This window comes from Stappia sp. G46H5W (assembly GCF_058448995.1).
The window spans coordinates 34,750-49,201 of the sequence record NZ_JBZFLL010000007.1; the positions used below are offsets into that span (position 1 = coordinate 34,750).

A 14,452-nucleotide genomic window follows, 5' to 3' on the forward strand; every position below is an offset into this window, starting at 1 on the left:
AGGGGACGTCAAGCGGGGGGCGGGCTCACCGCTCGCGAAGGGCGTGGGCGATCTGATCGGTCACCGGACGCACCAGATAGGACAGTACCGTGCGGTCCTCGGTCGTGATGAAGGCCTCCGCCGGCATGCCGGGCACCAGAAGCTCGCCATCGAGACGCGCCAGCTCCTCGTCCGGAATGACGAGACGGGCGATGAAGTAGCGGGCGCCGGTCACATTGTCCCGGGCCAGATCGGCCGAGATGGTGCGCACGCGGGCGGCAAGCTCAGGCGTCGTGCGCTGGTCGAAGCCGGGAAAGCGGACACGCGCCTCCTGCCCCGGCACGATCTGCGAGATGTCGCGCGGCTGCACCTGCGCCTCGATCACCAGAAGGTCTCCCTGTGGCACGATCAGCATCAAGGTCTCGCCCTGGCCGACGACGCCGCCGATCGTGTGCACCGCGAGTTGGTGGACCGTGCCGGCGTGGGGACTGCGCACCTCGACGCGGCGGAGCTGGTCCTCAGCCGCGATCTTCTGCTCCTCCAGCCGGGCGATGCGGGCACGGGTGTCCTGCAGCTGTTCCAGCACCTCGGCGCGGGACTGCTCGTCGATCTGCAGCATCAGGATGCGCCGCTCGCTGATCGCCTCGTTGACCTCGGCGATCTTGGCGACGAGGCCGCCATGCTCGCCCTTGAGCCGCGTGCGGTCGCGCTGCAGGGCAGTGACGCGGGCACGCGCGACGAGGCGCTTTTCGAGAAGCCCCATGAGGTCCTTCAGCTCGTCCTCGATGAGGGCGATCTCCTCGCCCTTGGCGGCAAGCTGCGCGTCAAGCCCCTCGATCTGCCGACGATACTGGACGATCTGCTCGCCCAGCTGGTCCTTGCGGCCGCTGACGGACTTGCGCCGTGCGTCCATCAGGCTCTTCTGGCTGTCCTCGACAAGCGCCAGCTGGTCCTCGTCGACAAGCTCGCGAGCCCGTTCGTTGAAGGCGATTTCCTCGCTCTCGTCGCGCTCGGCGACCAGGCGGGCTTCCTGCGCATACAGGTCGACAAGCTGGCGCGTCACCACGGCCAGATTGGCGCGGGTCACCGTGTCGTCGAGACGCACCAGGAGATCGCCGGCCGAAACGCGGTCGCCGTTCTGCACGGCGATCTCGCGGACAATGCCGCCTTCCTGATGCTGGATACGGCGAACATTCGTTTCCACCACGACGACGGCGGGCGCGACCACCGCGCCGGAAATGCGGGCGAGTGCCGCCCATCCGCCGAACCCGCCGAGCAGCAGCACGGCGACCAGCAGCGAGACGAGCAGATGGCGGCGGACGCTGCGGCTCAGCTGGCGGTCGACATGACCGGCACCGGCAGAGCGGTCGGTTTCGCGAGGGGCCATCTCACGCCACTCCCGACTGCGGCACCGGCGCGACGACGCGCTTCAGCACCTCGTCCTTCGGGCCGAAGGCCGCCATGCGGCCATCGCGCAGGCACAGAACCTTGTCGACAGCGGCGATCGCACTGGGCCGATGGGCGATGACGACGACGACGGACCCCGCGGCGCGCATGTCGCGCATCGCCCGCGTCAGGGCCGCCTCGCCGTCGGAATCAAGGTTCGAATTGGGCTCGTCGAGAACCACCAGGAACGGCTTGCGGAACAGCGCGCGGGCGAGCGCGATGCGCTGCTGCTGTCCGCCGGACAGGACCATGCCTTCCGAGCCGATGAGCGTGTTGTAGCCTTCCGGCAGGCCGGTGATGAAGTCGTGGATGTCGGCCATGCGGGCCGCCTCGATCACCGCCTCGTCTTCCCCCTCCTGCTCGAAACGGGCGATGTTCTCCGCCACCGTCCCGTCGAACAGCTGCACGTCCTGCGGCAGATATCCGATGATGCGGCCCCGTCGAGACGGCGGCCATTGCGAAAGCTCCGCGCCATCGAGGCGAACGGAGCCATGCAGCGGCGGCACCAGGCCGACAAGGGCGCGGGCCAGCGTGGACTTGCCCGACCCGGAGGGGCCGATGATGCCGAGCCCGTCGCCGGCGGAAAGCTCCAGCGCGACGCCCTGCACCACGGGACGCGGCACGCCCGCCGGGCCGCAGGCGAGCTGCTCGACCGTCAGGGAACGCTGCGGCAGCGGCAGCTCCAGGCGCTCGATCTCCGGCTCCGACAGTTGGGCGAACACCTCGCGCAGGCGGCGACGGCCAAGACGGGCCGCTGCGAAGGGGCGCCATTGGGCCACCGCCTGCTCCACCGGGGCAAGCGCGCGGGAGGTGAGAATGGACCCGGCGATGACGACGCCCGGCGTCACCTCGCCCAGGATCGCCAGCCAGGCACCGAGACCGAGCACAGCGGATTGCAGCAGGAAGCGTACGGTCTTGATCGCCGTTGCGAAGAAGCCGGACCAGTCCTGCGCCCGGCGCTGGACATCGAGAAAGGCCTCGTTCTCCCGCTCCCAGCGCTGCGTCAGGGGGCCATCCATCGCCATGGCGCCCAGCGCCTCGGCATTGCGGCGGCCGGCCTCCTCGACCGCCGCACGGCGGCTGGCGGCGCGCGCGGCCTCCGTGGCCGGCTTGCGCGAGGTCGCCTCGTTGAGGCCGATCAGGACGCAGATCAGTGCGGCACCGCCGACGGCGAGCCAGCCGAGCAGCGGGTGAAACAGGAAAAGCAGGGCAAAATAGACCGGCATCCAGGGCAGGTCGAAGATCGCCGCCGGTCCGGGGCCGGACATGAATGTGCGAACGGCGTCGAGATCCTGCACCGGCCGCAGTTTCGCCGCGCCGGCGCCCATGCGCAGCGGCAGCCGGGACGAGATCGCGAAGGCGAGGCCGGAAAGCTGGGCATCGATCCGCTGGCCGATGCGCGCCAGGATACGGGAGCGCAGCCCCTCCAGAATGCCGAAAACGGCATAGAGCACCAGCGCGAACCCGCTGATCACCAGCAGCGTCGGCACGGAACCGCTGGCCAGGACCCGATCATAGACCTGCAGCATGTAAACGGGGCCGGTCAGCATCAGGAGGTTGACCAGAAGACTGACCACCGCCACGCCGAAAAGCGCAGACCTCACGCTGCGGAAGACCCGGTCCACCACCGTTGCGCCCGCCGGCGCCCGCGTCATCGACTTTTCCTTACGCAAGTTCCAGCCCCAGCCCACGTCACTATAGCACCCGATATCGTGGTCGCATGCCACGCTATCCGACGGGAAACTAGCACTTTCTGGCCGCAACCGGGGGCATTTTTTAGGCCCTCTCGGCAACCGCCCCTTCCGGATGGGCAAGAGATTCAGATTGAGTTTTCACCACAAACTGACCTAGGGTTGCGCATTGCACTTTAAGGATTTGTTTACCATGGCGCTACGGGGGGTGGTTGCCGGCGTCTTTTTTCTGGCCGTTCTTAACGGCAACGCCGGTGCAAACGACGACAAAGACTGCGCGCCGCCGGACGTGCGGGCGGTGGTCTGCGACGAACAGTCGAAGAAATACAGGGAAGCGCGAAACGACGCCGGGCCCGCTCAGGCCACGGGCGCGAAAGCTCCCGATGCGCCGCCGGCCGAGCCTGCGAGCCCGCCGCCACCCGCGAAGACGGCTGGGCCGCTGACGGGGCTTGCCGAAGCCGGCGCGCTGATGGTGCGGCTCAAGGAAGGCTCGGCCCGCGCCCAGGCCTGCCACAACGATATCATCAAGCTGCTGACCCCGTCGGAGGCGGCGTTCGCCGCCAGTTGCAAATGCGAGGGAACGAGCGAGATCAAGGCCGACGCCCCAGCCGACGAAAAACTCTCCAAGCGATTGTCGAACCTGCAGCTTCTCTCCGCGTGCCTGGAGGACGCGACGCAGAACACCCATGCTCTTGCGGCCAGCCTTGCAACTGGCGCCCCTCCTCCCCCCGCCGATCTCCTCCCGCCTCAACTGGAAATTCTCGGCGCCTGGGCCGGCGACCGGGCCATCCAGAACCTCAGATGCGAGAGCTCCACGGTGACCAACTGGGTGCGCTCGAAGTGCCTTTTCGACCCGGTCAAGCCGGGCGGCGACGTCAGCAGCAGCAATGCCTTGAAACGACGGACCGAGGTTGCGGCCTGCCAGATCGCCAATGTCGACATCACCACCGTGTGCGGAGGCTATGACCCCAATCCGCAAGGCGAACGGCTCATCAGCGTCTTCTTCCGCTGCGGCCCCGGAGGCCAGCAGCTCAGAGCCAGCATCGTCAGCGGCGGCACCTTGACACTGGTCTGCCCATGAGCGGGACCGAAACCACCTGGAGCGCGCGCTTGGCGCGCGACGGATGCGCGGCGCCCGCGCGCCGGTGGCGCCTTGCCGCGCTGCTGGTCGCGACAGCCGCCGCCCTTTCCGGCTGCGCCGTCGCGGGATCGCAGTTTCTCGACGAGACGCATGCCGTCGCCTGCCGCTCGGCGAGCCTTGGCAGCTACGCGCTGCCGCGCTCCGTGCTGCAGATCGCCGTGGTCGAGACGACGGACGGCGGAGGGAAACAACGCATCCTGGATGGTCCGAATGTGCGGGCCGTTGCCGATCCGCGCCATGTCTACTGCCTCGACTATCTCGCGAGCCCGACCTCCGACGACATCGTCGACGTGAAGAAGACCAATGGCGGCCTGCTGACGCTTGTTGCCACCGACATCATCGACAGGAGCCGCGAGATCGCCGTCACCCTGACGCGGGCGGCCTTCACGCTCGCCACGGGTCTGCGGTCGCAGACGCTGGGCTCCGATACAACGCGCAGCGTGCCATTCCGCTACGAGGTCGACCCGTTCGACCATGCCGACATGGCGGCGATGAACGAGCGGCTTTCCTCGCTCGGCTTCTGCCTGATCAATCCGGGCTGGTCCTTCGACCCGGACCGGGCCGGCATCGACGCCTATTGCGACGCGCCGGAAAAGACGGCGCGACACGCTCCGCCGAAATGGGTCGCGGCCCAGAGGCGGCAGGGCGCAGGACGTCGCGGCGCCCTTTTGCCGACCACGCCACTGGCGCCGAAGGTGACCGACACGAGGCTGCTGTCCGGCATCCTCTACCGGCCGCGCCTCGATCATACGCTGCTGGTACTGGAAAAGCGCGCGCATCGCCGCTGGGAGCTGACCCGGCGCGAGCGGCTGTTGCTGGAAAACGTCTCGCCGATCCTCTCGGTCGGGGTGAGCCGCGCCTTCTTCTCCGACCGGATCACGATATTGCGGTTCGACAACGGCGTGCTCGGCAATGTCTGCATCTACAAGGGCAGCGAACTGGAAGCGGCCGCGACCGTCCCGTTCCTGGTGGCGAGCGCCCTCGTCGCCCTGCCGGCGACGCTGATCCAGGTGAAGATCAACACCGCGCAGGACCGCGAACGGCTGGCCGAGCTCGAGACTTACCTTGCCGAGTTGCAGACCGAGATGATCGCCGCTCTGGCGGAAGACCGCGAACCGCGACTGGGCTCCGCCCCCTCCACCGGAAGCGCCAGCGCTTTGCCGACGGCGGTCGCGGACGCGAAATTCAACGAAATCCTGAAAGCCGCGAAACTGGACGGAGAGCGCAAGACCGCCCGCGAGAAATGGCGGAAGCAGGCGTTCTTCTCCGACAAGGCGACGGATTACTACGGCTGCCCCGCGGCACTCGCCGGCCCATCGGTCGATCCGGTGGCCGGCTTTTCGAACCCGAAATGACAGGCGAGGCACAGGATGATTTCCACTCGCATATTCGCAAGGGCGCAGGAACAGGGACACGGTCGACGCCTGATCATCAGTGCCCTTGCCGCTCTTGCCGCGCTCGCGACCGCCGCCTGCAGCATGGTCGGCACGCAGGACTATGAGACCGGCGGCGCCACCGCCACGAACGGGTGCCACGGCAGCGCGGGCTCGTATTTCCTGCCGAAGACCTACCTCAACATCTCGGTCGAGGAGACGGGTCCGACCGACGTGCGCGTCCAGACGCTCACGCCCGTGCGGCTTCCGGACCGGCGGCGCAGCTACTGCCTCGACTTTCTCGGCTCACCGACCTCCAACGACAAGCTCGCCATCGTCAAGACAGCAAGCCAGCTCCTGTCCAAGATCACCGCGAATGCCGAGGACAGGTCGGAAGAGATCCTCAAGACGATCGCCGACACCGGCTTTGCGCTGGCCAAGGCCGCGGCCCTGCGCAGCGAAGCGGGACTTCAGGCAGCCGGGCTGAAACGCAGATACAAGGATACGTTCGACCCGTTCGATCCGGCATCCATGCGGGTGCTCAACGACAACCTCAGGAGCTTCGGCCTGTGCGTCGTCGTGCCCGGACAGGACGAGGTCGTGTCGCTCGCGCATCTGTCGTCCGTGTGCGAGCGCAAGCTCAGCCGCCGCGAGCGCGACCGGCTTCTGCTCGGCTCAGGCAGCACGGGCGAACTTGCCTACCGGGAAGGCGGCGGCGCCGCGCTGCCGGCCGCCAGCTACAATCGCGGCATCCTCTATCGGCCTCGCCTGCCCTATGCGGTCTATGTGCTGACGCAGAAGAACCGCAAGCTCGCCGGCGGCTGGCAGATCCTCGACAAGTCGATGATCGCCATGGAGAACGAGGCGCCGATCCTGTCCGTCGGCGTCAATCGCACCTTCTTCGCGACCCGCACCACCACCCTGGATTTCGAAGAGGGAATGCTGCGGGACGTTACAATCGAAAAGACCAGCGAGCTTGAATCCTTCGTCAAGGTTCCGCTCCACATCGCCCAGGCCATCGTCAACCTGCCGGCCCAGATCATCCAGCTTAAGATCAATATCGGGAGCGGCGAGGCAAACCTCATTCGTGCGCGTGCCGATCTCATCTCCGCGGAAGCGCAACTGATCACCGCCCTTGCGGCCCTCAGGGAAGCGCGAGAGGGAACCGGTGGAAGCGGCAGCGGAGGCGGTGGAGCGACCGACGCGCAGACGGTGGCCGCCGGGCTGGCCCTGTCCTCGGGGGGAGGCGTGCAGGCCTGCATCGCGCGCTGCAGCAGCTTTGGCGGCAGCGACAGCTGCGAGGCGATCTGCGCGTGCCAGCTGCTGTGCTCTGGGCGCGGCGACACGCCGGACTGCGCCCGCTATTGCTCGGTCGGACAGTAGGGGTTGCGATGGCCGGCCCCGCCCTCCTGCGTCTGGTGTGCTGCGTCGCGGCGATTGCCGGCGGGGCTTTGCTGCCGAGCGGGCCGGCACGGGCGCAAATGTCGGTCGAGCGAGAATTCCGCGACACTCTTGGCGACCTGAACGCACTGAGAGACCAGTTGGGCGAGGACTACGCGTCCGGCGCGCAGAAGATCGAGACATTCTCGGATCGTGGAAGCCAGACATTCACCAGCCCCGAGACCTACAGGGCGATATTCAACGACTGGATGAAACGGGGGGGACCAAGCCAGGGGCGCGACATCGAGACCGCGCTCGACCGCGATCCGCTGGTGCAGAACCGTCTGAGCGCGCCGCGGGACAGCAGCCTCACCCCCTTTGTCGTCGGCATCGGGGCTCGCATCGTCGGGCAAAATGCACAGACGGCAGGACAGCGGTTCCGCGAAACCGTGGCCATTCTCCAGACACGGGGCGCCGGCGAGGACGATGCCGCGCTTTCCGGTCTTTGCACCGGCGTGCTGGTGAGCGATCTGACTGTGCTGACCGCCGCCCATTGCGTCTGCGATCTCGATCTGCTGTCGGCGGATGGCCGGGCGACTGCCGTGGTCGTCTACGATTCCGTTGCCGACCGGCGCGGCAAGTATCTGCTTGCCCCGATCGCCAAGCCTCGGTCCCGCTACGAGTACGGGCCATTGCTGGCGGGCCAGCGGTCGAGCCGTATCGACCGTACCCGGCAACCTGCCCTGCTCGACCCCGCCTTTTGCGCAGCGCTCTCGCAGGGGCGCCTGCTGAAGGGGAGCGACCTGGCGCTGATCTATCTCGATCCCGACCGGACGGCCATGGACAGCCCCGCGGACAAGCCGGAATTCGTCGATCTCATCCACGATCGCGCAAAGGCCCATTTCGCCCCGCTGGAGCTGCTGACCTCCCCCGCCCTGCAGCACATGACCGTCGTGGGCTTCGGGATCTCCGATTTCATCTCCGACGACCGCCGCTACTGGGGAAAGGTCGGGGTACGCGTGCCGGTCGCGGATCCGACCTGTGGCAGGGCCTATGCCCAGGCCAACTACGACTGCGCGCCGGGGCGGGAGGCCGTGCTCGTCGACGGACATACCGGCGGCGATACGTGTCAGGGAGACAGCGGCGGGCCGGCCTTCATCCGGTATTTCGGAGCCTATTACGTTGCCGGGATCACCTCGCGCGCCGCCACAGGAGGACGGTGCGGTGAAGGCGGCATCTACACGTTGATCACGCCGCAGGTGATGGCCTGGATCAACTGGCGCAAGCGCGTCGGCGATCCGGCGTTCTGACCGGCAAGCTGGGCGGATATCGAGACAGGGAACGGAAACCGCGAGACAGCGCAAAGGGGGATCGCAATGGACGCGGAAAGGACATCGGCATGCGGGCTGAAACGTGTTGTTGCGGCCCTGCTTCTGGCGACCTTGTTTCCGGCTGCAAGCGCGACGGCCAACGGGACGGGCAATACCGAAAAGGCCCCCTCGACCGAACCACCGCTCGTCCTCGCGCTGGATGCCTTCCTGGAGCGCGAGCGGTCCCGGCCGGAGGCGGACCTGCCCAGCGCGGCCTTCGCCCCGCCCTTGCCCGATCCGACGGATTTCACGCCCCTGCCGCCGGCTCCGGGCATGACGATCATCGGCGGACTGCCCGCACAGCCGGGCAGCCTGCGGGACATGGTCCGCCTGACGATGGTGCTGAAACATGGAGCCAGTCCCGCCAGGGAAGCGACAGAGTGCAGCGGCGTGCTGGTGCACCCGCAACTGGTGCTGACCGCCGCCCATTGCCTGATCCCGAAAGACCTCAACTTCTATCTCAGCGAAGTCACCGTCTGGTACGGACACCACCGCCGGGACCAGCAGCGCGCGCTTTCGCTCCCTCACCCGGCATCCTCGATGCTGATCGCCGGGCGCTACAGGCGACTTCAGCCGGAGCTGGGTTTCGATCTTGCGGCGCTCCACCTGCCGGAACCGCTTTCCGGCTCCGAAGTCATGCCGGTGCGCCTCGCCGATGACGAGATGCTGGAGAAGGACAGGCTGCATTTCTTCACCGCCGGCTGGGGCAAGACAGTGGAGACGGACAACGACCGGCTGACGAGCCCGCAGTGGCTTCTCTATGCCCGGCTGATGCTGCTGGATGCCGGCGAGCAGCCGGTCCCGCCCCATCAGCGGGACACGTGGCTGGAGCTGCTGTCCGGACCGCTTGTCAGCGGCGGCAGCGGGTCGGACGAGCCGATGTCTCGCGCCTGTGTCGGCGACAGCGGAGGCGGCTTTTATGCGGCACCGGTCCAGGATATCGGCCCCGCCATCGCCGCCGCCGCCGGACCGCGCCTGATCGGCCTGACCAGCTTCGGACGAAACGCGGATTTTTCGCCCGGAACAGGCGCGGCAGGCGATGACCCGAGCTTCTGCCTGCACCCACGCACGCTCAGCCACTTCACCAACCTCCTGGCCTACCATTCCGAGATCGCAGGAATGGCATCCGCTTTCGGCATCGATCCCAGCGAGATCGGGCTTGCTGGCGGGACGGAGCAATGACCATGAAGATCTTCAGGGACTACCCTCGTCGTCTGCTTCCGCCCGTCATCGTCATGAGCGTGCTTGTCCTGCTGCTCGGTGCCGGACGTGCTGCGGGCCAGGAGCAATTCCGCCAGGAGCTGCAAAACACCCGACAGTTCCAGGAGCAACTCCGGGAGCTGCGCGAACTGCGGGGCCTGGAAGGGTTGCGAAACCCCGGAGCCCTGCCCGGCCTCAATGGGAGCAGCGCGCAGCCCTGGCTGCAGAACGGCTGGCAGCCGCCTGCCGTCGTCGGGCAGCACGGCCAGCTGCTGCCGCAAACGGAGAGCTTGCGCCAGCAGAGCGAGACCTTGCTGCAGCGGCTCGATCCGCAACTGGCCCGCCGGCTGAGCAATTTCCCTTCCGCGGAACCGGGCCTCGACCGGCTGTCGCAATTCCGCGTCCGGCTCGAGGAACACCTGCAGCTGCAAGACGAGCCGGAGCGGGCGTTGCGGCTGACCGCGGCCGACTTTGCCCGGGAGGGCTTCTCGTTGCGGCGCGAGGGGCTGTTGCCTTCGGCCTCCGCCCCGCTCGACAATCGCGAGATCGCCAATCTCCTTGCCGCGTCCGGCCCGCGTCAGGTCACCGTCGGCGAGTATCACGAGTTCCTGCGCCAGGTGCTCCAGGCAGAGCCCGGAACACCGGTCCTGGAGCAGCTCGGTCCCGACGGGTTTCCCTTCGCGGACGCAAGGTATTTCTCGATCATCGGCACAGTCGACATCCACAAGATGATCATCGGCGACGACGGCATTGCCGGTGTCGCCATGGAAGGTTCCGCCCGAATGGCTGCCGCCGCGACGTTCGGCGAGATAACCGCCTGCGACGTCGGTGCAACGACGAGCTATCGTATCGCCTGTCCGGGCCCGAGCCACGCGGAACGCCTGCAGCGGATGGCCGGCGCGGTGGCCCTCGTCACCGAGGCCGGTTTCGTGCGCCGCTCAGGCGGCGACATGCTGCTCGACCTGCTGCCTGCCGAACACTGCAAGTTCCAGTCGCGCAGCCATTGCTCGGGCTTTCTCGATGTCGACCGCAGGCACGTTTGGACCGCAGCGCATTGCCTCGCCAATCTTCATCTGATCGACACCCCGGGAACCGGCCGCAGCGAGCTGCCGGACATCGGCGAAACCATCGCCTGTCCGCCCGGAGCAGGCTTTCGGGCCGTGTTCGGCCTTGCCGCGCGAATCGGCGAGGAGCAGCCGCTTGCGCCCGGCAGCGTCTATGGCTGCCGGGCGGTGACGCGCACGAGCCACGATACGGTCAAGGTCCAGCTCGATACGGACACGGACGTCCCGCAGCAGCTCGCGGCCTCCGGCATGCCCGTCTATTCCGCGCAACGCGCGGCCGGCGGCGATATTCCGCCGGGCACGCGGCTGGCCGGCTTCGGCTTCCCCCATACCGCCCGTCTCGCCATGCTGGCCAACGGCGCGGTGCACCCATCGTCCTCCTGCACGGCGACGATCTCGTCCAACAGTTCCAAGGATCGCGAGAACCCGCTGCCGATCGACAGCCAGAAACCCGAGGCCGACTACCTGTGCATCTCCACCGACACGCTCTCGGGGGCCTCCGGCGGGCCGGTGCTGGCCGCCCTGCCGGACGGCGAGGTCGCGGTGGTGGGGATCGTGTCGCGGGCCTACCGGGTGGAACTGGCGGAAGAGTGCAAGAGCACGAGCGAGGAGAGCGACCGGCTCAACCTCGCCTCCCGGATTTTCCCCCTGCCGCGCTAGGAGCACTGCGCCGCGCGGCGACCCATCTCGATTTCCGCCAGGTCCTCGCTTTCGGCCTCCGCCAGTTCCCGCGAGATCGTTTCGCGCATATGCGCGGCAATCGACTGGATGTCGCTGTCGGAAAACGCCTTGGAGCGGTAGAGAAACCGCAGCACGCAGCCATCGCTGTAGGTCCGCGCGAAGACCAGCGCCTCATGCGGCAGCGAGGCGCGGATAACCTGCGAACGCGCATCGAGGGAAAGACCGGCGGGCATCGCCTCGCTGACGTCGTAGCCATCGAGCGCGAAGCTGACGCCCGTGACCGGGTGGACATGCTCGTCTTCCGGCTCGCCGACCAGACGGGCAAGATCGCGGAAGCACACGTCCTGATGCCCGGGCGCGGCCTCCAGCATGCGCGACAGCTTGGCGACAATGGTCGACGTGCTCTGCCCCGCCCCGTTGATCCGCAGCGGGACGGCGCTGAACAGCAGGCCCAGCGTGTCGAGCAGTTCGGGGCGATAGCGCCCATGGGTGGTGACCCGGATGATCAGGTCCGAGACCCCGGAATGGGCGGCCATCGCCCGGTAGAAATGCGCCATCAGATAGGGAAAGACGCTTGCGTTGAGCGCACGAGCGCGGGCAAGCAGCGCGCCGTGATCAACGCCGAGCGGCAAGGTCAGCATACGCGCCGAGAGATTCCTGCGGTCGAGGCCGGAGACGAAGCGCGGCATCGGCGGTGCACCGTCGATATGCGCGTGCCAGAAGGCGGTGGCGCGGGCCCGGCTCTCGCCAGCCTCGGCGGCGATGGCCGCGCGGAAGGGGCTGCGCACCGGCACCGGCGCCCCGGCCAGCGCATCCTCGATGTCGCGGCGGATATATTCGCGCGACATGCCGTCGCTGATGAGGTGATGCATGGACAGGACGAGACGTCCCGCGCCCGAGGGGCTGGTCAGCAGCAGGATCCGGAAGGGCCGCACCCCGTCGAGATCGAAGGTCCGCTCGCCGAAGGCAGTAGACAGAGGATCGAACTCGGCATCGTCGGCCGTGACCTCCTCGAAATCGGCCGGGCCGAAACCGTTCGAGACCATGGTCTGCAGCAGCGTGTCGCCATCCCGGCGGAAGCGCAGGTGGAAGCAGTCGTTGAGTTCGATGAGGCGCAGCAAGACGCGCTTCAGCCGCTCGGCCTCGGCAGCACGGAACGGCATCTGCAGGGTCATGTTGATGGCAGCGCCGAAGATGTCCTTGCAGAAGATGTCGTAGATCGTCTGCTGACGGCTGGTGAGCGGCCGGTGGTCCCCGTCCGCCACGTCGAAGGATGCGGGGGCTTGGACCTCGTTCCCGTCTGCCGTCCCCTCACGCAGCTCCCCGCCATTGGCGAGGAGCCAGGCGGCAATGGCTCGCGGCGTGCCCGCCTCGTAGAAGCGCGACTGGGGAATGGCGATGCCGAAGGCCGTCTCCAGCTGCAAGGCGATCAGGCCGAACATCAGCGAATTGCCGCCAAGGCCGATGAAATCCGTATCGAGGCCGCAGGGGCGGCGCAGCACCCGCGAGATCACCTTCTGGACGTGGCGCTCGGCCGGGTCGCCATGGATGTCGCCGGAGAGGTCTCCTTGTCCGGCCGCGAGCAAGGCGGCTGCGTCCGCGACGAGCGCCTTGCGGTCGACCTTGCCGTTCAAGGTGACGGGGAAGCTGGCAAGATGCGTGTAGAGCGAGGGCATCACCGCCGGATGCAAAGCGTCCGAAAGGCGCGCGCGCAGGGCCGGTTCCCGGTCCGGGGCGCCCTGCCAGAACAGGGCCAGCGTCTCGCCCGGCACCTCGGGGGGCGACAGCTTGACCGCGACCGCCCGCTCGACACCCTCGCATCCTTCGGCAAGGCGCTCCACCTCGCCGGCCTCGATGCGAATGCCGTTGACCTTCATCTGGTTGTCGAGACGGCCGAGCAGGAAGAGATCACCGCCGATGACCTCGCCCCGGTCGCCCGTACGATAGGCGTACCAGCCGGGCCGGACCTGCGGAAACGGATCGGCGCCGCCGTCGCGCTGGCGATAGCCGTTGGTCAGATGCGGCGAGGCGAGCACGATCTCGCCGTTGTCGGCGAGTTCGAACGTCACGTCGTCGGCGATGGGGCGGCCCACGGGATAGAGCGTCCCGTTTGTCGGACAGTCTTCGTCGATCAGGCGGCAGAACTTCGCCATCGTGCCCTCGGACGGGCCGTAGAGATTGTAGATGCGTCCGCCATAGCGGCCGCGCAAAGCGGCAACCAGCGGCACTTTCAGCGGCTCGCCGGCGAAGAACAGCGCCTTGACGTCGAGCTTCGGCAGATCGCCGGAGGTAAGCCACGCGGACACGATTGACGGCACCACATGGGCGATGTCGATCCGCTCGCTCGTCAGCCATTGCCAGCCGGAGGCGATGTTGAACCCGGCTTCCGCATCCGGAATGACCAGCGTGCCCCCCGTCACCAGCGGCAACAGCAGGTCGCGATACATCACGTCGAAGGACAGCGGCGTCAGCCAGGAGACGCGCGGCACCTCGCAGAAGCTGCCGACAAGACCCGACTGCCAGGCCATGAAATGGTCGATGCCCTCCATCGTGCCCTCGATGGCCTTGGGCTCGCCGGTGGTGCCGGAGGTGAAGGCGATGTAGGCGGCCTGACGCGGGGCGCGCGGCGCGATGCAGCCGCGCGCGTCCGGCTTCGGCGCCTTGCCGTCCAGCTCGGCGACGATGCCGGCGATCTCCTGGTGGTCGCTCAAGGCGTCGCACCAGTCGAGAAGGGCCTGCTGGCGGGCGAGCGGCAAGCGCCCGTCGACCGGAACGGCAACATCGCCCGATGCCATGGCGGCGAGAATGCCGACGCCGGACTCGATCGAGGGGCGCCCATTTATCCCGACAAGCCCGCGGGCCGAGCGGGACAGACCCTGGCGGCCGGCCCTGCGGATCGCCTCGTACAGGCCGGCATAGGTCAGCTGGCGGGCGCCCTCTTCCATCGCGACGCGGTCACCTTGACCGAAGGCAAGCTCCTCGATCCGCCGCAACACCGAATATGTCATGCCCTTCTCCCGATGACCGCAACCAAACCCTTCTGCAGGACGTAGGAAACCGCGATGCAAGACGGCATCAATTCGGCCCTCAAGCGCTCTGAACGGGTTTTTTCTTGAAAGAGTTTGAG

Annotated in this window: 9 protein-coding genes; 6 read left to right on the forward strand and 3 right to left on the reverse strand. The window is 67.5% G+C overall.

Going from position 1 to position 14,452, the window contains the following annotated elements; translation table 11 throughout:
- Positions 1–25 precede the first annotated feature (25 nt).
- Both ACVJ6E_RS20920 and ACVJ6E_RS20925 read right to left on the reverse strand, forming a co-directional pair.
- The gene (locus tag ACVJ6E_RS20920) at positions 26–1,366 is read right to left on the reverse strand and encodes an HlyD family type I secretion periplasmic adaptor subunit (protein WP_120268517.1); all 1,341 of its coding nucleotides are present in this window, start codon (positions 1,364–1,366) and stop codon (positions 26–28) included.
- 1 nt (position 1,367) lies between these two features.
- Positions 1,368–3,080, reverse strand: coding sequence for a type I secretion system permease/ATPase (locus tag ACVJ6E_RS20925; protein ID WP_120268516.1), 1,713 nt, complete (start codon positions 3,078–3,080; stop codon positions 1,368–1,370).
- Between the two features lie 229 nt (positions 3,081–3,309).
- Between ACVJ6E_RS20925 and ACVJ6E_RS20930 the strand changes: the two genes are divergently transcribed.
- From ACVJ6E_RS20930 to ACVJ6E_RS20955, 6 genes are all read left to right on the forward strand, one after another.
- Entirely contained in the window at positions 3,310–4,197 is an 888-nt protein-coding gene (locus ACVJ6E_RS20930) for a hypothetical protein (protein ID WP_147421847.1), read from the forward strand.
- A complete protein-coding gene (locus ACVJ6E_RS20935) occupies positions 4,194–5,612 on the forward strand; it encodes a hypothetical protein (protein ID WP_120268514.1) in 1,419 nt (472 codons plus the stop codon). The genes ACVJ6E_RS20930 and ACVJ6E_RS20935 overlap by 4 nt, the downstream gene beginning before the upstream one ends.
- A 15-nt stretch (positions 5,613–5,627) precedes the next feature.
- Positions 5,628–7,013 (forward strand): hypothetical protein, encoded by a 1,386-nt coding sequence (locus ACVJ6E_RS20940; RefSeq protein ID WP_120268513.1) that lies wholly within the window; start codon positions 5,628–5,630, stop codon positions 7,011–7,013.
- Between the two features lie 8 nt (positions 7,014–7,021).
- A complete protein-coding gene (locus ACVJ6E_RS20945; RefSeq protein ID WP_120268512.1) occupies positions 7,022–8,320 on the forward strand; it encodes a trypsin-like serine protease in 1,299 nt (432 codons plus the stop codon).
- Positions 8,321–8,386: 66 nt separating this feature from the next.
- Positions 8,387–9,562, forward strand: coding sequence for a S1 family peptidase (locus ACVJ6E_RS20950; protein WP_120268511.1), 1,176 nt, complete (start codon positions 8,387–8,389; stop codon positions 9,560–9,562).
- A 2-nt stretch (positions 9,563–9,564) separates the two neighbouring features.
- The gene (locus ACVJ6E_RS20955; protein WP_120268510.1) at positions 9,565–11,304 is read left to right on the forward strand and encodes a hypothetical protein; all 1,740 of its coding nucleotides are present in this window, start codon (positions 9,565–9,567) and stop codon (positions 11,302–11,304) included.
- Here the strand turns inward: ACVJ6E_RS20955 and ACVJ6E_RS20960 are convergent.
- On the reverse strand, positions 11,301–14,333 hold the full coding sequence (locus ACVJ6E_RS20960) for an AMP-binding protein (RefSeq protein WP_120268509.1): 3,033 nt from the start codon (positions 14,331–14,333) through the stop codon (positions 11,301–11,303). The genes ACVJ6E_RS20955 and ACVJ6E_RS20960 overlap by 4 nt on opposite strands.
- Positions 14,334–14,452: the final 119 nt, after the last annotated feature.